Annotated in this window: 18 protein-coding genes and 1 tRNA gene; 3 read left to right on the top strand and 16 right to left on the bottom strand. The window is 58.2% G+C overall.

Translation table 11 applies throughout. The features are described from left to right. Position 1: 1 nt before the first annotated feature. The 14 genes from N5W20_RS09320 to rplM form a co-directional block, all read right to left on the bottom strand. The gene (locus tag N5W20_RS09320) at positions 2–427 is read right to left on the bottom strand and encodes a host attachment protein (RefSeq protein ID WP_319806861.1); all 426 of its coding nucleotides are present in this window, start codon (positions 425–427) and stop codon (positions 2–4) included. Positions 428–504: 77 nt separating this feature from the next. After that, complete coding sequence (locus N5W20_RS09315) at positions 505–1,365, bottom strand: inositol monophosphatase family protein (protein WP_319806860.1); 861 nt, start codon at positions 1,363–1,365, stop codon at positions 505–507. Between the two features lie 31 nt (positions 1,366–1,396). Further along, the gene (gene hflX / locus N5W20_RS09310) at positions 1,397–2,707 is read right to left on the bottom strand and encodes a GTPase HflX (RefSeq protein ID WP_408869404.1); all 1,311 of its coding nucleotides are present in this window, start codon (positions 2,705–2,707) and stop codon (positions 1,397–1,399) included. A gap of 13 nt (positions 2,708–2,720) precedes the next feature. Further along, positions 2,721–2,903, bottom strand: a complete 183-nt coding sequence (gene hfq, locus N5W20_RS09305) for an RNA chaperone Hfq (RefSeq protein ID WP_408869403.1) — start codon at positions 2,901–2,903, stop codon at positions 2,721–2,723. A 193-nt stretch (positions 2,904–3,096) separates the two neighbouring features. Beyond that, positions 3,097–4,500, bottom strand: a complete 1,404-nt coding sequence (gene ntrX / locus N5W20_RS09300; RefSeq protein WP_319806858.1) for a nitrogen assimilation response regulator NtrX — start codon at positions 4,498–4,500, stop codon at positions 3,097–3,099. 40 nt (positions 4,501–4,540) lie between these two features. Continuing rightward, positions 4,541–6,919, bottom strand: coding sequence for a sensor histidine kinase NtrY-like (locus N5W20_RS09295; protein ID WP_319806857.1), 2,379 nt, complete (start codon positions 6,917–6,919; stop codon positions 4,541–4,543). Continuing rightward, positions 6,919–7,881 carry a helix-turn-helix domain-containing protein gene (locus N5W20_RS09290; RefSeq protein ID WP_319806856.1) on the bottom strand — a complete coding sequence of 321 codons (963 nt, stop codon included), beginning with the start codon at positions 7,879–7,881 and terminating at the stop codon, positions 6,919–6,921. The genes N5W20_RS09295 and N5W20_RS09290 overlap by 1 nt, the downstream gene beginning before the upstream one ends. Before the next feature lie 74 nt (positions 7,882–7,955). Continuing rightward, on the bottom strand, positions 7,956–9,101 hold the full coding sequence (dusB, locus tag N5W20_RS09285; RefSeq protein WP_408869402.1) for a tRNA dihydrouridine synthase DusB: 1,146 nt from the start codon (positions 9,099–9,101) through the stop codon (positions 7,956–7,958). A gap of 123 nt (positions 9,102–9,224) precedes the next feature. Beyond that, positions 9,225–9,848: a GTP cyclohydrolase I FolE gene (gene folE, locus N5W20_RS09280; protein ID WP_319806855.1), complete on the bottom strand. Its 624-nt coding sequence runs from the start codon at positions 9,846–9,848 to the stop codon at positions 9,225–9,227. After that, positions 9,845–10,708 carry a 2-amino-4-hydroxy-6-hydroxymethyldihydropteridine diphosphokinase gene (folK, locus tag N5W20_RS09275; protein WP_319806854.1) on the bottom strand — a complete coding sequence of 288 codons (864 nt, stop codon included), beginning with the start codon at positions 10,706–10,708 and terminating at the stop codon, positions 9,845–9,847. The genes folE and folK overlap by 4 nt, the downstream gene beginning before the upstream one ends. Further along, the gene (gene folP, locus N5W20_RS09270; protein WP_319806853.1) at positions 10,705–11,628 is read right to left on the bottom strand and encodes a dihydropteroate synthase; all 924 of its coding nucleotides are present in this window, start codon (positions 11,626–11,628) and stop codon (positions 10,705–10,707) included. Before folP ends, folK begins: the two co-directional genes overlap by 4 nt. 8 nt (positions 11,629–11,636) lie before the next feature. Continuing rightward, positions 11,637–12,767, bottom strand: a complete 1,131-nt coding sequence (locus tag N5W20_RS09265; protein WP_319806852.1) for a branched-chain amino acid aminotransferase — start codon at positions 12,765–12,767, stop codon at positions 11,637–11,639. Between the two features lie 180 nt (positions 12,768–12,947). Further along, positions 12,948–13,433 carry a 30S ribosomal protein S9 gene (rpsI, locus tag N5W20_RS09260; protein WP_319806851.1) on the bottom strand — a complete coding sequence of 162 codons (486 nt, stop codon included), beginning with the start codon at positions 13,431–13,433 and terminating at the stop codon, positions 12,948–12,950. Between the two features lie 3 nt (positions 13,434–13,436). Continuing rightward, positions 13,437–13,913, bottom strand: a complete 477-nt coding sequence (gene rplM / locus N5W20_RS09255; RefSeq protein WP_319806850.1) for a 50S ribosomal protein L13 — start codon at positions 13,911–13,913, stop codon at positions 13,437–13,439. A 230-nt stretch (positions 13,914–14,143) separates the two neighbouring features. Here rplM and N5W20_RS09250 point away from each other — a divergent pair, with 230 nt between their 5' ends. Genes N5W20_RS09250 through N5W20_RS09240 form a run of 3 tightly spaced genes read left to right on the top strand, consistent with a single transcriptional unit; the run spans position 14,144 to position 16,971 of the window. Beyond that, positions 14,144–15,583, top strand: a complete 1,440-nt coding sequence (locus N5W20_RS09250; protein WP_319806849.1) for a hypothetical protein — start codon at positions 14,144–14,146, stop codon at positions 15,581–15,583. Then, positions 15,580–16,461 carry an NAD(P)H-binding protein gene (locus tag N5W20_RS09245; RefSeq protein ID WP_319806848.1) on the top strand — a complete coding sequence of 294 codons (882 nt, stop codon included), beginning with the start codon at positions 15,580–15,582 and terminating at the stop codon, positions 16,459–16,461. The genes N5W20_RS09250 and N5W20_RS09245 overlap by 4 nt, the downstream gene beginning before the upstream one ends. Positions 16,462–16,506: 45 nt before the next feature. Further along, complete coding sequence (locus N5W20_RS09240) at positions 16,507–16,971, top strand: hypothetical protein (RefSeq protein WP_319806847.1); 465 nt, start codon at positions 16,507–16,509, stop codon at positions 16,969–16,971. A 76-nt stretch (positions 16,972–17,047) separates the two neighbouring features. Here the strand turns inward: N5W20_RS09240 and N5W20_RS09235 are convergent. After that, a tRNA-His gene (locus tag N5W20_RS09235) sits at positions 17,048–17,123 on the bottom strand. 124 nt (positions 17,124–17,247) lie between these two features. Beyond that, the gene (locus N5W20_RS09230; RefSeq protein WP_319806846.1) at positions 17,248–17,961 is read right to left on the bottom strand and encodes an MgtC/SapB family protein; all 714 of its coding nucleotides are present in this window, start codon (positions 17,959–17,961) and stop codon (positions 17,248–17,250) included. Positions 17,962–18,041: the final 80 nt, after the last annotated feature.

The raw sequence follows: 18,041 nt of genomic DNA, 5'->3' as shown, positions 1-18,041 counted from the left end.
TTTAACGCGGCAATTGCGGCCAACCCGTTGCCGGGCGGTCGAAATGAGAAAACATTTCGTGGTCGGGGATGTTGGTGAGGTCCTTGCTTTCCGTCTTCACTATTTTTTTCATTGTCGCCTTGGACAGCATGACCCGCAAATCGTGAAGCACATGGGGCGAAGCGGCAAGGACGAGGCCCTTGAGCGCGGCATTCTGCGCGAGGACTTTTTCAATCTCCGCGGCGATGGTGCGTGCAAAACGCTCCTTCGTCAGCTCTTTCGGGTCGGATTTTGGCTCTTTGATCGACGTGGTCAGCATGCCATTTTCGTCAGGGTGGTGGTGCGCGTCCAGTCGGTGGATTGTCCGCATCTGATGACCGTCATAGCGCATGAAACGCGCTTTTTCACCATCACATACAGCGTATAAGACAGGATCTTGTACTGGCATTTTCGTACCTCCGTTTAAACCATTATCTGGTTTATCAAGATGTATTCACCGCCGAAAAATCCTTCAAGTCAAGCACGTCACCTTTCGTGCAAACCCAGGGCTGAAGCGACCTCATGCCACACATGTTGGTCCGGCGCGTAGAGCAGGCCGGATGCTTTGTGCCCGATGCGGTAGGCTTCACCATGGTGAAGGGCGCCATAGCCACCCGCCTCTGTCAGAAGGACATATCCAGGGCAGTGATCCCACGGCATGACCTTCCGATAATATAAAATATGCGCATGTCCCGCGGCGGCCATCATATATTCGATGGAGGCACATCTCAGATCCCATAAACGCTCGAAAGCCGAAGCGATGTAAGCCGCTTTCTCCGTCAGATTAACGGCACAAAGGGACCAGGACAATTTTCCGCGGAGGCCGCCCGCGTGGCGGGGCGGCGCGGCGTAATGCAGAGGGGTTTCCCGCCCGTCCGCATCGACCTGCCACGCGCCCGCGCCCCGCGCCGCCAGCATCGCGCAGCCTGAGACAGGATTGAAAATAATGGAAGCAACCGGCTCTGCATCTGAAATGACGGCTATCATGACGCCAAAAGCCGCGACGCCCTCAACGTAATTGACGGTGCCGTCAATCGGGTCAATTGTGAAGGCAAGGGACGCGCGGGCCAGCTCATTGACGAGGTCGGGATTTCGCGCCGCCGCCTCCTCCCCCACAATCAAGGCATGGGGGACGAGTTGACGCAGGCGCGCCTCGATATAAGCTTCCGCCTGCTCATCAATTTCCGTTACAAAATCGCGCGGCGTTGATTTGACGCGGATCTGCTCCGGCCGAAGGCGCCCAAAGCCCGGCATGATGAGATCCTGTGAGACGTCGCGCGCAATCCCGATGCAGGCTGTGACGAGTTTTTTGAGATATGAGAATGAGAGGGGCGGTTCCTCATTCATGCCAGCGTCCTCCCCCTCCGGTGACGTCGCGTCAGGCAATCAGATCGAGATATTCGGGAAAGCTGCGTTCAAACCGTTTGAGGTCATTATCTGAGAGGCGAACCGTCAGGCGAATAATCGCTTCCTCATCCGTTCTTTCAATGACGTCGCCATATTCATAGAGCCACGCCATGGCGGCACCATCCTGGATGCTGAGTTTGACGTGGATGACGGGTAAATGCGCTGTCAGTTGCGCATCGATGGCGCTCAGCAGATCGGGCAGGCCCTCCTGCGTCAGCGCTGACACGGGCACGGCCCCGCCAACATGCGCCACCTGCCGGACGCCGCCGAGAATATCGGATTTATTCAGGACTTCGACCACACGCTCAGGCCATGTCTCATCGAGCACCCCATCCCGCACCAGATTATTTAATACTTGAATGACATCTTCACGCTGGGCGTCGCTGTCAGGATGCGCCACATTGCGCACATGCACAATGACATCCGCCTCGGCCACTTCCTCAAGCGTCGCGCGGAAGGCGGCGATGAGTTCCGTCGGGAGGTCACTGATGAATCCGACTGTGTCAGAAAGGATGATCCGACGCCCGGAGGGCAGCGTGACGGAACGCATTGTCGGGTCGAGCGTCGCAAAAAGCTGGTCTTCCGCCTGGACATCGGCCCCCGTCAAAGCATTGAACAGCGTCGACTTGCCAGCATTCGTATAACCGACAAAGGCCACAACCGGGAAAGGCACGCGCTGACGGGCCGCGCGGTGAAGCCCACGCGTGCGCCGCACCTGATCCAACTCTTTCTTGAGCTTGACCATGCGCTCACTCAACATACGGCGGTCGGCTTCCATCTGCGTTTCACCCGGCCCGCCGAGAAAGCCGAACCCACCGCGCTGGCGCTCAAGATGAGTCCATAATCTGACAAGACGGGATTTCTGATAAGCGAGGTGGGCCAGTTCAACCTGAAGCACACCTTCCCGCGTTGCCGCGCGCGCGCCGAAGATATCGAGGATCAGCCCCGTCCGGTCAATCACCTTGCAATTCAGCGCTTTTTCAAGATTGCGCTGCTGCACGGGGGAAAGCCGCGTGTCAACGACGACGACGTCGATCCCCCCCTCATGCACTTTCGTAGCAAGCGCCTCGACTTGCCCGGCGCCGAGCAATGTTGCGGGCCGCGCTGCCCGAAGCGGGATGACCTGCTGGAACATGATATCGAGACCGATAGAGCGGGTCAGGCCGGCAGCTTCCTCAAGGCGGGCATCCGCCCCGCGAAGCTCAGCGCGGAGAGATGTCCTGTCAGCGGGGAAAATGACCGCTGCGCGCCGGACGGGTGGCGCCGTTTCAATTAAACCCAAAACGCATTAACCCTCAAATATCGTCGATGTCATCGTCCTGAGAGAAAATCGGAAGCGGTGCACCGGGCAGAATTGTACTGACAGCATGTTTATAGACCAATTGTGATTGATCATCACGCATCAGGATAATCGTGTGCGTATCATATTGCGTGATCTGACCTGAAAGCTTGACACCATTGACCAGGAAGATTGTCAATTTGGCTCTCGTCTTGACCACCGATTGCAAAAAATTGTCTTGAACGGACTCACCTTCATGTCGAGGGGAGGCGGAGGATTTTGTTGCTTTGACCAAGTTCGTGCCTATTTGTTAGATGAGTTGCGACCCTGTCACCAGAGCTTTCGCAATCGAAACGCATATGATGGGGTTCGGCTCCATGCCGAAAAGAAATTTACCCTTGATTTGTTGGGTGGTTGCGGTCGTCATGTGACACGCCGAGTTGTTTCAGCTTGCGATGCAGCGCGCTCCTTTCCATGCCGACGAAACTGGCCGTCCGGCTGATATTCCCCCCAAACCGCATCAGCTGAACGTGAAGATACTGCGTCTCAAACAGATCGCGCGCCTCACGCAACGGCAATGCCATGACATCAGCGTCAGAATCCATCCGCGCCATGGACGGCGCACCTTGACTGACGGTTGATGGCAGCATGTCGGCTCGGATAAGGTCGTTGCCGCTGCCGGGCATCATGATCAGAAGATGCTCAACGAGGTTCCGGAGTTCCCGGACGTTACCAGGCCACTCATATGCTTGGAGGGCTGCCATGGCGTCAACCGATAATTCACGCGGCGGCAGGCCCGAATTCTCGGCATATTGTTTCAGGAAATGCTGCGCAAGGCCGGGTATGTCCTCCCGACGCTCCCGCAGGCTGGGAATTCGGATCGGGACGACGGCGAGGCGGTAATAGAGATCTTCCCGGAAGCGCCCGGCCGCAATTTCAGCCGACAGGTCACGATTGGTCGAGGCCAGGACACGCACATCGACTTTCACACGCGCCGCACCGCCTATGCGTTCAAAAGCCTGATCCTGTAGGGCGCGCACGATTTTACCCTGCGTCTCCAACGGCATGTCGGAGACCTCATCCAGGAGGAGCGTCCCCTTATGCGCGCGCTCAAGCACGCCTGTCCGTCGCGCCGTGCCGTCACTTTGCCCCTCAACGCCAAAAAGCTCATCCTCAAACCGGCTCGGTGCCAGGGTGGCGCAATTCAGTGCGATAAAGGGCGCGGAAGCACGTTTTGACCGCTCATGGATCATCCGTGCGGCGACTTCCTTCCCGGCGCCTGCGGGGCCGGAAATCAGAACGCGGGAATTTGTGGGGGCCACGCGCTCAATCTGCGCGCGCACGGCGCTGATGGCGGCACCGCTGCCGAATAAGGAAGTGTCACTACCCGCGCGGAGACGCAATTCGGCATTTTCCCGCTCCAGCCGCGCGGCTTCCAGCGCGCGGCGTGCGACGACAACGAGTCGCTCTGCGTTGAAGGGCTTCTCGATAAAATCATAGGCACCATGCTGAAGGGTGACGACGGCGGTCTCGATGGAGCCATGGCCGGAAATCATCACGACAGGCTGGGTCGGCTCCTCTGATTTGATCATCTTCAAAAGAGCCACGCCATCAAGGCGGGAGCCCTGCAACCAGATATCAAGAATAATCAGGGAAGGACGGCGCGTGCGGAAAGCCTCAAGGGCCTGGTCGGCATTGGCGGCAACCCGCGTTTCATAACCTTCATCTCGCAGAATTCCGTCGATGAGCATCCGAATATCGGGCTCGTCATCGACGATCAGGATTTCATGCTCCATAAGTGCTTTCCATCAATGGTCTCAGCATCGAACGCACCACTTATCCCTGACCCAAGACATTATGACGGGGGAGGGTCAAAATCGCGATTGTCCCCTGCTTATCACCCCGATCTTCTAAAGAAATGGTACCGTGATGGTCATCCATTATTTTTTTTACGATCGCGAGGCCGAGGCCGGTGCCTTTCGGCTTATGCGTAATATACGGCTCCGTCAAACGGTGTCGATCCGTTTCCGGAAGGCCGGTGCCGTCGTCTGAAATCATGATGTCAACATGCGCGGGCTCGACCCGAAGTGCAACATTTATCTCGCCTTTCCGCAAGCTATCGGCACTTTCCTCACCCATGTCGGCGGCGTTACGATCCTGCGATGACATGGTGATGGCATCGGCAGCATTCTGCAGCAGATTTGTCAGTGCCTGGCCGATCAGCCGACGGTCACACGTCACCATCGGCCCTTTTGCCGTCAGTCCGAAGGTTTCATAGGCGATCTCCGGATGCGCGTTTTTCTGCAGGACGATCGCTTCCCGCAGGAGGCGTCCCAGATCCGCCTCTTTCAGCTCCGGCGCTGGCATACGCGCGAAGGCTGAAAATTCATCCACCATGCGTCCGATATCACCGACATGACGCACGATTGTATCGACGCAAAGCCCGAATGTCTCCGTGTCAGAGGAAATCTCTTTCATGAAACGCCGTTTCAGGCGCTCTGCGGAGAGCTGGATGGGCGTCAGGGGGTTTTTAATTTCATGCGCGATCCGGCGGGCCACATCCGCCCAGGCCGCTTTACGTTCAGCAGATTGCAGGGCTGTGATGTCATCAAACGTCACGACATAGCCCGCAACATCCGCGCCTTTCTGCTCCCGCGCGACGCGGACGAGAAGCGTCCTGCCCCGCGCCCCGACACGCGGCCCGTCACCAAGCACCTCCTCACCTCCCTGCGTGTCGATCTGGATTTCAGCGTGACGCACCTGTCCCGGCGTATCTCGGACCGCATCGAGGATGTCGCTGAATTCCGGCACGCATTCCTGCAGATGCCGCCCGATAAAACCGTCAATATCACGCTGAAGAAGGGTCGAGGCCGCCTTGTTCGGCAATTCGATCACCTGATGGGCATCCAAACCGATGACGCCAGCCGAAACACCTTCCAGCACGCTTTCTGTAAAGCGGCGACGCTCATTGATCTGCTCGTTCGCCTCAATGAGGGCCGTCCGTTGCGCGGAGACCTGATCGGTCATGCGATTGAACGCGCGGGAGAGAATGCCGACTTCATCATCCCGCGATGGATCACGGGACCGCCGCCCCTCCGGCACACGGACGGACAGGTCACCGAGGCTGACCCGTCGGGCAGCGATGATCAATAACCCGAGTGGCCGCGCGATTTGATTGGCGAGGACGAGCCCTGTCAACATGCCGACCGTGAGGACGAGAAGGCTCAAAAGCGCAAAGATCAGCACGAAACTGATCTGTATCGCTGAGCGATTGGCATTGAGGCGTTGATATTCACTGACGACGGCATTTGTGCGCCGCATATGCTCAAGGATCTTGGCATCCACCGGCCGGGTGATGGCCAACATCAGGCCGGTTGTTGAACCCAGACTGACCACGGCACGCACCGTCTTTTCATCCGGTGCGTCGAGGATGGCGGCATCGCTGGAGCGCGCAAGAGACGTGGTTTCTTTCGGCGGCAATTTGAAGGTGCGCCCCTGCAAGGCGGCCAGCCCCCCCGACGCCACGACCTTTTCAGTAAAGGCGTCGTAGACAACCGCCTCCGTCAGGCCACGTTCTGTCGCTTCAAAATCCAGAATGGTTGCTAATTGCGCCGCATTATGCAGGAAGTCGAGCTCGTAATGACCTGTCTCCCCGCTATTGAGAGGCGCATAGGCACCGTGGCGGAGCATATCGTCATTTTCCGCGATGATGAGCTGGTTTGCCATCGCGAAGGCTTCCGTGCGGATATTTTCATTATGCTCCTGCAAATAACCCGCCGCGACATCGCGTGCCTCGCTCAAGGCCAGATTGACGCGGTTGGAAAACCAGATCTGCACGCCGAAATGGAAAAACAGCGCTGCGATTGTCCCGATCACGACAGCAGGCGCAACCGAGACAACGCCGAAAAGAGCGATCAACCGCACGTGCAGGCGCGCCCCGGCGAGGCCTGTCCGGCGCTCCGAAAGCATTTTGCGCAGGCGCGATACGATCGTCATCGTCAGGAAGGCCAGCACGATGATATCGAGGAGGAAAATCATTCCCTCAATTTCGGGGCGATGCGTGATCGACATCCCGCCCGCCAGCACGATGAATGTCGTCGACACCAGGACAATCGACGTGACGATCAGGATCAACGCGGTCTGCAATCTTGTAATGAGCGAGAGCAGGCTTTGCCATCGAGCGCGTAAATAAGGCGCCAGGGACCATCCGGCCATCAGAGCTGATCCAGCATGATATCGAGTGTTTTGAGTTTTTTGCGTAATGTATTGCGGTTAAGCCCGAGAAGCTGCGCCGCGCGAAGCTGGTTCTTGCCCGTAACCTCCAAAATGCGCCGGATCATCGGGCGCTCAACTTCCGCGATGATGCGCGTATGGACATCGCCCGCATCGCGCCCATCCCCGACAAGCATATCCACATAGCGCTTGACGAGGTCTTCAATGGTCTGGGCCGGACGTGCATAGGCGGCACTGCACGCATCATCGGATTCCGACAACGTCTCACGCGTCAAGACCCTCTCCCCGCTGAGGCGCGCCGCGCGGCCTAAAACGTGACGCAAATGGCGGATATTGCCGGGCCAGTGCCGTGCCTGACACCACGCAATCGCATCTGACGATACGCGTCGACCTGAGAGCATATCGGTCTTTTCCCAGGCCTGGCAGAGCGCCGGAATATCTTCCAGCCGGGCACGAAGGGGCGGCACCTCGACCATGCAGGAAAGAAAACTGGCGGCAAGCTTCTCATGGATAAAGACATGCTGCCGCACCTGACTGGCTGTCAGGCCCGATGTCGCGAAGATCCGCTGTTTATTTTGCGGCCGATTTTCGAGCCAATGGGCGATGGCATCCTGCTCATCAAGGGAGAAAGCCTCAATCTCCCGGAAGAGCACACCTTCATCCCTGCCATTCAGACAGCGGGAGAGATCCTCACCCGGGCTGATAATGCGCCATGATTTCACGGGGTCCATGAAGGCATGGAGAAGCCGCGCCACAAAAGTCCGCCCAACGCCAGACTCCCCATGAATGAGGACGGGGTCAGGGGCGTCCAGGAGATGTTCCAAAGATGCACGTAAAAATTCAGTTGGTTCGGAGGCGCCAACCCAGTGATGCGCAAGATAAGCGGCGCGGTCCATCAATGGCGCTGCACCAAAACCGGCAGGCGAAGCGCCGGGCGGCGTCATAAGGGTGAGCCCATGTCAGGAAATGGCGCAGATGGATTTTGCGATGGAATGAGCGCCATGGATCGAGCCCTGTTTCATAGACTGAGGTCAGCCGAAAATGCGTCCCGAGACAGTGGCGGCTTCATTGGTGCCGCCATGTCCGGGTCGGCGGGCCCGGGTGAATCGGTGTCTTCATCACGTCGACGACACGCGCCGGACATGATTGCATTATCGTAAAATGCGTTAATCAGTCGCAAAGCCTCTTTTTCCGAGTCGATTCGGTTGATCGTGGCACGGAATTGCGCTGAAGACGGCAGACCGGCGGAATACCATGATATATGCTTGCGCGCGAGGCGAAGGCCCGGCTGCTCCCCGAAATGGGCAAGCATTTTGGCGTAATGCCTCAGAATAATCGCTTTCTCCTCCTCCAAAGAAGGATCCGGCACGATCTGGCCGGTTGTCAGGGCCGCGCCGATCTGCGCGGGGAGCCACGGACGGCCATAACAGCCCCGCCCGACCATGACACCATCCGCGCCGGACAGCGCCAGGGCCTGCCGGGCATCGGCCACGGAAATAATGTCACCATTGACGATCACGGGGATATCGACCGCGTCTTTGACCTGACGGATGAATGACCAGTCAGCCCGGCCATTATAAAACATCTGCCGCGTCCGCCCATGGACGGTGATCATCCGGATCCCGACCGCCTGCGCGATGCGTGCCAGGCGTGGGGCGTTGAGGCTCGTCTGGTCCCACCCCATGCGCATTTTGAGGGTGACCGGCACGTTGACGGCTTTGACCGTTGCCTCCAGCAAGCGCGCGGCCCTGACCTCGTCCCGCATCAGGGCGGATCCGGCTGACTGCCCGACCGCCACTTTTTTAACGGGACATCCGAAATTAATGTCGATGATGTCCGCGCCCTGATCGACCGATAATTTCGCCGCCTCGGCCATGGCCTCCGCCTCGCAACCCGCAAGTTGAACCGCGTTGGGCCCGTTATCGGCCATGCGCGCCATGCGCAAAGTATTTTCATTTTCCCGGATCATTGCCCAGGAAGCGATCATTTCCGACACGACGAGGCCCGCACCCAGCTCCCGCGCAAGCTGGCGGAAAGGCAGATCCGTCACGCCCGACATGGGCGCCAGGATGACAGGCACCTTAATGCGCACGTCGCCCAGCGCGATGGGGGCCAGCGCCGACGCGGGTGGTGGCGGGTTTTTCACGGATGACGTCGGATACATAACGTGTGCACAATAGTCAGCTCAGGCACTGGAAGCAATGAGGATTGTCTTATGAACTTTTCCCATCACGCAGCCCCCGGCATTCCTTCACAGGAGGGAGAAGCCCCTGATTGAGGGCCTGCTTCAGGGGCGCAGAAGCGCCGCCACCTCCGCCCGCGCTGATGCATCATGCCGCCACAAACCACGTGCGACGGAGGTCAGCGTCCGGCTGCCGACGCTTTTCACGCCGCGCATCGCCATACACATATGCTCCGCCTCCACAACGACGAGGATCGCCTGCGGCTTCAGGGCGTCTTCAATCGCTTTGGCGATCTGCGCCGTCAGACGCTCCTGCAATTGGGGTCGACGGGACAGGACACTGACGGCGCGCGCCAGCTTACTGAGGCCGGTCAGGCAACCTTCTGACGGCAGGTAGGCAATATGCGCTTTACCGAAAAATGGCAGGAGGTGATGCTCACACATAGAGTGGAAACCAATATCGCGCACCACCACCATTTCATCATGCTGATCCGCCTTGAACACCTTTTGCAAATGGTCGCAAGGGTCTTCCAGCAGGCCGCTGAACACTTCCTGATACATGCGCGCGACACGGGCGGGTGTTTCCAACAGACCTTCCCGATCCGGCGATTCACCGATAGCGCCCAGAATGTCGCGCACAGCCCGCTCGATGATTTTCGCCGCATCCTCCGGCACCTCAATGGTGCGCAGCGCGGGCGCGGACGTGCGCGCGGCAAGGGTTTTCGTCATGCGTCATCCTCAAATTGACGATAGGGGCGGACATCGCCAGCTTCTCGAGGCAGTTCATTTAGCAATTGATGCACGGTTTTGCCAGAAATCTTCACATCGGCCGCAATATCCGCCAAAGGGACAAGGACAAAGGCCCGCTTCGACAAATGCGTGTGCGGCAGAGTCAGTAAATGATCCTGCACATGAAAATCCCCGACAAAGAGAAGGTCAATATCGATCAGCCTCGGCCCCCAGCGCTCCCCCGGCATACGGCCCAATTGGCGTTCTGTTTCTTTACAGAGGCGTAGCAATGCATGCGGCATAAGTCGCGTGCGCCCAATCACGCAGAGATTGAGGAAGGCGGGCTGATCCGTTTTCCCCCAGGGTTGCGTCTCATATAGCGGGGAAATCGCGGTGACCTGCACCCCGTCCTCCAGTCCGAGACGCAGGATCGCATCTTGCAGGATTTTAGCCCGTGCGCCCTGGTTACTCCCGAGAGAAAACCCGACCGGTCGCATGCGATGATGCGTCACCGTGACGGAGACATTTTCAAAGGTGGCTTTAATCGGGGCGTCGGGTTTCGATACGCGCAATGTCACCGCATTGATTTTCTCAAAACGCGATAATAAGGCGCGCGCTGTGCGGTCCGCCACTGTCTCAATCAGACGATAGGGCCGCGTCGTCATGATGTCGGCAATGCAATCCGTCACTTCAGCATAACAGACGGTTTTTTCATAATCATCGTCGCGTATCGCATCATCGACCACAACACTCAGCGTCACATCGACGCGGAATGTCTGTCCGTTGCGCTGCTCCTCCTCAAACACGCCGTGGCGCGCTTCAAAAGTGAGGCCTTCCAGACGGATCGTGGCGACCGTCATCCGCGACGCCCTGACGTGACCGCGCTCAGAGCGTGGGTGACACGCATCGCGTCAACATGCGGCGCCACGTCATGCACCCGGATGATCGCCGCACCTTGACGCGCCGCGATGGTCGCCGCCGCCAGGGAGGCTGGGAGGCGGCCCTGCACGTCGCGCCCTGTCAAGCGGCCCAACATGGATTTGCGGGAAATACCGACAAGAAGCGGCACATCGAAACGTTGTCGCAAGGTCGGCAGGGCATCGAAACAACCAATATTCTGTGCGTCCGACTTATTAAAGCCGATACCCGGGTCAAGAATGATCCTCTCAGAGGCGACACCGGCCGAACGGGCGCGATTGATGGCTTTCTCAAAGAAGATGGAGAGTGCGTCCGTGACGTCACCCTCCGCCGTCTCACGCAACCCATGCATGATGACGAGGAAGGCGCCGGTTTCAGCGGCAACCGCTACCATTGCCGGATCGATGGCCGTCCCGCCCACGTCATTGATCATGACCGCCCCGGCCTTAACGGCATAACGTGCAATGTCGGGCTTATAAGTGTCGCAGGATACGGCGCAGCCCGTTTTGACGGACGCCTCAAGAATGGCGGAGATACGGGCGCGCTCCGTCTCCAGCGGGACTGGACTGGAATCAGGGCGTGTCGACTCACCACCAATATCGATGATAGCCGCCCCCTCCTGCGCAAGCGTCATAGCGCGCTGAGCGGCTGATGCTTCCTGCACATAGACACCGCCATCCGAAAAAGAGTCCGGCGTCGCGTTGAGGATACCCATGATCAGCGGTGCGGAAGCGCCGCGATGGGCGCGCGCAATCTGGCGGCCAAGCGCCTCCCGCGTCGAAGCCTGCGCCAACACCATGTCGTGCTTCAGCCCGGGCGGCTCATGCGGAAATGGGCGCGGCATCGGTAAGTCTGACGCCATAAGCTCCTCTAAGCGCGGTACAGGGTCTCAACCCATCCATAAGGGTCTGGCTTGCGCCCATATTGGATGTCCGTCAAATTTGCAAGGATGGATGATGTGATTGGCCCGGGATTTTCCCCGTCTCCGAAGCTGACCATATGGTCCCGACGTTTCAGCCGCCCGATCGGGCTGACGACCGCCGCCGTGCCGCAGGCAAAAGCCTCCCGGTAACGCCCGGATTGCGCGCCCTCAAAGATATCATCAATCGCGATCTGCGTCTCTTCCACCGCGAGATTAAGGTAGGAGGCAATGGTGGTGATGGCATCGCGTGTGATACCTGGCAGGATTGTGCCCGTCAGACGTGGCGTGACAAGTGTGTTGTCATCGCGCACGAAGACGACATTCATCCCCCCCAACTCCTCAACATGTCGACGCGTGGCCGCATCAAGAAACAGGACCTGATCACAGCCCTGCTCCGCCGCCTCACGCTGCGCCATCAGCCCTGCGGCGTAGTTCCCCCCGCATTTGGCAGCGCCCGTTCCGCCCATTGCAGCGCGCGCGAAATGCTCCGTCACCCAGATATCGACGCAGGCTTTGTCAAAGTAATTTCCGGCGGGGGTGGCGATCACGATGAACTGATATTCCCGCGCCGGGCGCACGCCCAGAAGCGCCTCGGTCGCGATCATGAACGGCCTTATATAGAGGCTCTGCCCGCTGCCCTGCGGCACCCATGCATGGTCACATGCCATGAGCGACTCCAGGCTCTGCATAAACAGCTTTTCCGGGAGTTCCGGCATGGCCATACGTCGGGCGGAATCCCGGAAGCGCCGCGCATTTTCCCTGGGGCGAAACGTGACAATATCGCCGTGCTGCGTGCGATAGGCCTTCATGCCCTCAAAAATTTCCTGACCATAATGAAAGACGGAAGCTGCCGGGTCCAGCATCAGGGGGCGGCGCGGGCAAATCGTGGCGTCATGCCAGCCGCGCTCGGCCGTGTACGTCACGATCGCCATGTGATCAGTGAAGTGACTGCCGAATTTGGGATTTTCGAGCGCGGCCTCCCGCGTCGCTTCATCCAGCGGGTTGGCAGAATGTTCCACCTTGAAGGCGTGTGTTGCCGACGTGTCTTGCGCTTCTTTAGATGCGGGAGAACGATTCATCTGACTGTCCCTTCATAGGCGCTGCACGTGGTGGACGCGGTGTCCGCTCAGGCGACGCACAGGGTAGGTGAAAGATGTGCTGCGCCCGAGATTGATTAACGCATCATGACCCAAAACAAAAAACCTGTCCATAAAGGACAGGTTTTCCGAAACATAGGACCAGACAGAACTGAGGCGCGATTAGCGCTTCGAGAACTGGAAGGAACGACGGGCCTTGGCACGGCCATATTTTTTACGCTCAACCACACGGCTGTCACGCGTCAGGAAGCCCGCAACCTTCAGGATGCTGCGCAAAGCCGGGTCGTAATAAGTCAGGGCACGGGAAATACCGTGACGCACGGCGCCTGCCTGGCCTGAAAGCCCGCCACCTGTCACAGTGCAATAGACATCAAACTGGTTATAACGATCCGTCAGCAGGAAGGGCTGGGTAATCAGCATACGCAGGACAGGACGCGCGAAATAAGTTGTTACCGGGCGACCATTAACAATGATCTCACCGCTGCCAGGCTTGATCCACACACGCGCAACGGCGTCTTTACGACGGCCCGTCGCGTAGGAACGACCCTGCGCATCACGCTTGACTTCATAAACCGGGGCTGCCTGTGCGGCAGGTGCAAGACCGGCCAGATCCTGCAGAGATCCCGTAAGCTCTTGAGTTTCAGACATCTCTTAGACCTTGATCACGTTAATGGTGTTCTTGCGGTTGAGGGACGCAACATCCAGTTTAACGGGCTGCTGTCCATCATGCGGGTGCGCCGCGCCGGCATAGACGTGCAGATTTTTCATCTGCGCGCGCTGCAATGGCCCGCGCGTAATCATCCGCTCAACGGCTTTCTCGACAACACTGCCCGGGTTGGGGCCGTTAAGGCGCTGCGTGATCGTGCGCTCCTTGACGCCGCCAGGGTGCCCTGTGTGGTAATGGAAGAGCTTCTGCCCGACCTTATTGCCCGTCAGGACGATTTTCTCGGCATTGATGACGACGACATGGTCGCCGCAATCCACATGCGGGGTGAATTGAGGTTTGTGCTTGCCGCGCAGGCGGTTTGCGATAATGGTGGCGAGGCGGCCAAGAACGAGCCCTTCAGCATCGATCAGGACCCAGCCTTTCTTCACCTCGGCAGGCTTTAGCGAAGGAGTCGTCTTCATGTATCAGTTAATCCAGCAGCATGTGTTGGTATCGGTGCGCGCTTATCGACGTATCAAGGGCGCATGTCAAGCGATTTTATTATGCGACAGGCGCTAAAACCGGCGGTAAATCAAGCTGAAATCGCGTGTGGTAACCTATTACCTCGTTAAAAAGAGGGGGACAGGTTGTCGATACGCCTCTTCACGGCTAGCATGATCACAGTTTTGATAGGCCTTAAGGACATTTTCCGGTGAAGCGACCCGTCTTGCTGACAAGTCTGTGTGGGACACTTGTCATACTTGGTTATGCCGGCGTGCGACATGAGGCCAATGCTGAGTTGAAACGCGGAATTTCAAATTTCTACGCGCATCTGCCGCCCGGCGTGACTTTTACCTATAAAAAAGCCTATCCACGCATATTATTCCGCGGTGCAGCTTTCACGCAGGTTAAGATTTCTGACGCGCATGTCACTTTCACCACCGATCGTCTCCTTATCAATGCCCCGTCCGGCGCCCCCCGGACGGGGCTTCATTTTAAGCTCATGACGGCAGTCCGGCCGCATTTTGAACTCCGGCAGCGTGCGGCCGCCTCCTGGATGCAGATCCGCGCTGAAGCTGACGGGTTGCGCCTGCGGGATGTCACGCTTCCCCCCATTGATGCGGATGATCGTCACCCTGTCGATATCAAGACCCTCATCGCGACACGCCTCGGCCAGCTTACGACGGATCATCTGCATGGGCGGGCCGTCACGGATCAGGGCGGCGGACCGGACGGAGTCGCCGCCGCAACGTCCGCACGCCACTCCGTGACATTCAAGGCTGCATGGCTCGATATTCGTGGCATCAACCATGCCGTCAGCACCATCACGGAGGCCCGAAATATACGGATCACCTCCCTCAGGGGGCGTCCCCCGCCGGATGGGACGCCGAGCCATGAGGTCGCTGAAGTCGAGATTGCCTATCTGAGAAATGTCGCCTTCGATGCGCCCGGTGAGATACGCAAAATGCTTGGTTTGCCGGGCCCGGACCTCACCGCCCTTTGCCCGACTCTGACAGGTAGATCGTCATTCGGGAAACTGGTTTTTTCCCAAGGCAATCTTCGCGGGCATATCGACCCGTTTCATTACGAGACAACACTTGACGGCGATATTCTCAGAACCGTCGCGCCGCCTTTCCAGATCAAGACGGATGTGGGGTTTAACGGGCTTATCCTGCCCCTCTACCTTACTTCCCTCTCAATGTCGTATCAGGCGACGTGCAACAGGCGCACGCAGGTTCTGAATTCACATTTCAATTTTACCGCCCCCTATTTCGCATCGCTTAAACTGGGCGGGACGATATCAATGCATCCGCCCACCACCTCGAAAATGCCAAGCTATTGGCTCATGGACGCTTACATGGCCTATCGGGATCTCGGCCTGATAAAATATGGTCTGGGCACGACAGCGGAGAAATCGACCTTTTCACCCGCTTTCCTGCGCGAATTGTTTTCGCAATATACGTCCCGACCCATTCGGGAAACGCCTGGCTGGGCTAAATTGTCGGATTTCCTGAATCATCATGACGGTCGCACTCTCCGGTTGATTTTCTCGCCGGCAAAGCCCGTTGAACTTGATCCGACACGCGACCGAAGCGTCAAATTTGATCAAATTCTGCGTCCGTCCGATTGGACGGTGACGACGACACCGTGAGCGCGCTTCGTATCCACGTCATCGGGGCGCTCGGGAGATCAGGTTACGCCCTGTGCGAGGCCCTCATTGCCCGCGGCTACGTTGTTATCCCGGTCATACGCCGGGAGGGCAATCTGCCAGCCGGGGTGCAACCCGCCCGGTTCGCCGATCTTAACGGCGATGGGACGTCGCTGGAGGCTGCGTTGCATGATGCGGAGATCATCGTCAACACGGCCAATGCCAGTTACACTTCCGCAGTATTGGCCGCCATGCCGGAGGACTCACGCCTCGTGGCCATGGGCAGCACGCGGTTATTCACTCGCTTCCCGGATAAATTCGCACATGATATCCGCAAGGCGATCCACCTTTTATCGGAAAGCCGCGTGCCGAATATCATGCTTCTCCCCAGCATGATCTATGGCGCCCGGGCGGATGTGACGACGCGTCGACTGGTCGGCATCCTGCAAAGACTGCCTGTCATTCCGCTTCCCAAATTCGGACGGATGCGCATCCAGCCGATTTTTCAGGGTGACGTCACTCTGGCCCTGATTGCGACGATTGAGCTTATGGCCGGGTCCGGACATGATGATCTGCCCCCCTTTATCGTTATTGCCGGGCCGCGCGATGTGGCTTATCGCGATTATCTTCGCATGGTCGTCAAAGCGGCGGGTTTGCGGCGGCGACCGATCATATCGGTGCCGGTATTCCTCCTGAAGGCGCTGATCCCGATCCTTGGCCTCATCCCCGGCGTACCGCATGTGACGAAAGCGGAAATTGACCGATTGACCGAAAATAGATGCTTTTCCATCTCAGACATGTCAAAAATATTGCGTGTCACGCCGATTGAATTGGAAGAGGGTTTGCGCTTCCTGTTTTCCGGCAAGAATCGACGGCGTTGAGGCGTCCGGGTTTCTGGGGCGCTTCTCTTTTACGGAGGCGTGCGGATGAAGACGACATGTTTACGCTGGGCATCTATTCTCTCTCTGTCGTCTCTCATGGGCTGCGCCGTCATGCGCGGGCCGATCATTGGCGACTGGCAGGGTTATCAGCCGCTTTCAACCCCACAGGGTCAGGTGGCGATAGAGCTGGTGCTTTACGGAAGACCCGGGGAAACGAGCGGCAAATTGCGCCTCTCAAGCCAGACACGATGGACAGAAGCCAATGCTGTCGACAGCTCCGCCTATCTTGACGGCACATGGACCCTCAAAGATATTTTTGTAAAAGGGCGAATCTGGCGCAATCTCACGATTGATGCGCCGGGGATGAGCTTCCCGACCTACGTTCTGCTGCCAAGTAACGACCTCGTGCCCGCGCTTGATGATGGCAGCCCGGATATGAGCCAGGCTGGTTGGGGCTGTTGCCGCCTCGCACCCGTGCCGAAAAACAGTTTCGGCTATGGGCGCGTCTGAATCGACAATATGTCAGGAAGGGTGGCGGCGCGTCGCGACGACCCGGTGATGCTCATAGAAGTTCTTGAGAAAAGGCTGGGGCGAATGACGGGGCTCGAACCCGCGACCACCGGTACCACAAACCGGCGCTCTACCAGCTGAGCTACATCCGCCACACAGCTGGCTCCGATTTAAATGAGAGCGGGGTGCAAGTCCAGTCCCTCTTTGCGGTTTTTTTGGGCCTGTGAGACGGAGCTGCCGCACCTTGCGGCCCGGGCAACCTATCCGCCGACTTGCTTACTCAGCATTGACCGTCCAGCTGATTTCCGAAATTTCCGGGTCATCCGCCATTTCGGAAACAATTTTCTTCAGCACATCGATATCATTTGACGAGGTCAGCAGATTAAAGTCGATCTCGGAATGGTCCGCGCCATCTTCGCGCACGGTCAACTTGCCGACCACGTAATCATCGGCCTCCAGGCGGGATTGCAGCTTCTGCACGACGGACGATACTTGCTCATCCAATGTGCGCGCCGTGATGCCGTATACGGCTTCAATCGTGCGAGAGCGGATCGGCAGGCGATCGACGAACCGTACAACAGAACGCAAAATTGTATTGCCTGCAATTACGAAAAACGTCAGCAGAAACCCTTCCGCCAGCATGTCACTGCCCACACAGGCCCCCACCGCCGCGGAGCACCATAAAGTCGCTGCCGTGTTGAGGCCGCGCACATTGGCGCCTTCCTTGATGATGGACCCTGCACCCAGGAAGCCAATCCCCGAAACGACATAGGCAATGACACGGAGGGACTCGACCTCCCCACCGATACGCTGGGCGAGGTCAACGAAGGCCGCACCCCCGAGGGCCACGAGCGCGTTGGTCCGCACCCCGGCACTGCGTTGCCGGTATTGCCGTTCCGCACCGATCAGCGTTCCGAATAGAAATGCGCTGAGGAAGCTTACCGTTGTGTCCCCGAAAGATGTCGGGTCGAATGTTTCAATAAACCGCATCTGTCGCCCGTCCTGCATCCATCAATCGGGTCGCCCCGTCCGGTTGCCTTCTGACCGTTGATGCATGTCAGGTCAAGTCT

Source organism: Candidatus Kirkpatrickella diaphorinae, assembly GCF_025736875.1.
Taxonomy (GTDB): Bacteria; Pseudomonadota; Alphaproteobacteria; order Acetobacterales; family Acetobacteraceae; genus Sorlinia; species Sorlinia diaphorinae.
Note: the sequence above shows the minus strand (reverse complement) of the source record. Positions and strands in the feature narration are given on the sequence as shown.

Bases quoted from the DNA above. Each gene is read 5' to 3' on its own strand.
- N5W20_RS09320 (WP_319806861.1), bottom strand. From the start codon at position 427: ATGCCAGTACAAGATCCTGTCTTATACGCTGTATGTGATGGTGAAAAA.
- folP (WP_319806853.1), bottom strand. From the start codon at position 11,628: ATGGCGTCAGACTTACCGATGCCGCGCCCATTTCCGCATGAGCCGCCC.
- N5W20_RS09240 (WP_319806847.1), top strand. From the start codon at position 16,507: ATGAAGACGACATGTTTACGCTGGGCATCTATTCTCTCTCTGTCGTCT.
- N5W20_RS09265 (WP_319806852.1), bottom strand. From the start codon at position 12,767: ATGAATCGTTCTCCCGCATCTAAAGAAGCGCAAGACACGTCGGCAACA.
- folK (WP_319806854.1), bottom strand. From the start codon at position 10,708: ATGACGGTCGCCACGATCCGTCTGGAAGGCCTCACTTTTGAAGCGCGC.
- ntrX (WP_319806858.1), bottom strand. From the start codon at position 4,500: ATGGAGCATGAAATCCTGATCGTCGATGACGAGCCCGATATTCGGATG.
- N5W20_RS09315 (WP_319806860.1), bottom strand. From the start codon at position 1,365: ATGAATGAGGAACCGCCCCTCTCATTCTCATATCTCAAAAAACTCGTC.
- rpsI (WP_319806851.1), bottom strand. From the start codon at position 13,433: ATGTCTGAAACTCAAGAGCTTACGGGATCTCTGCAGGATCTGGCCGGT.
- rplM (WP_319806850.1), bottom strand. From the start codon at position 13,913: ATGAAGACGACTCCTTCGCTAAAGCCTGCCGAGGTGAAGAAAGGCTGG.
- dusB (WP_408869402.1), bottom strand. From the start codon at position 9,101: ATGTATCCGACGTCATCCGTGAAAAACCCGCCACCACCCGCGTCGGCG.
- N5W20_RS09295 (WP_319806857.1), bottom strand. From the start codon at position 6,919: ATGGCCGGATGGTCCCTGGCGCCTTATTTACGCGCTCGATGGCAAAGC.
- N5W20_RS09290 (WP_319806856.1), bottom strand. From the start codon at position 7,881: ATGACGCCGCCCGGCGCTTCGCCTGCCGGTTTTGGTGCAGCGCCATTG.
- folE (WP_319806855.1), bottom strand. From the start codon at position 9,848: ATGACGAAAACCCTTGCCGCGCGCACGTCCGCGCCCGCGCTGCGCACC.
- N5W20_RS09230 (WP_319806846.1), bottom strand. From the start codon at position 17,961: ATGCGGTTTATTGAAACATTCGACCCGACATCTTTCGGGGACACAACG.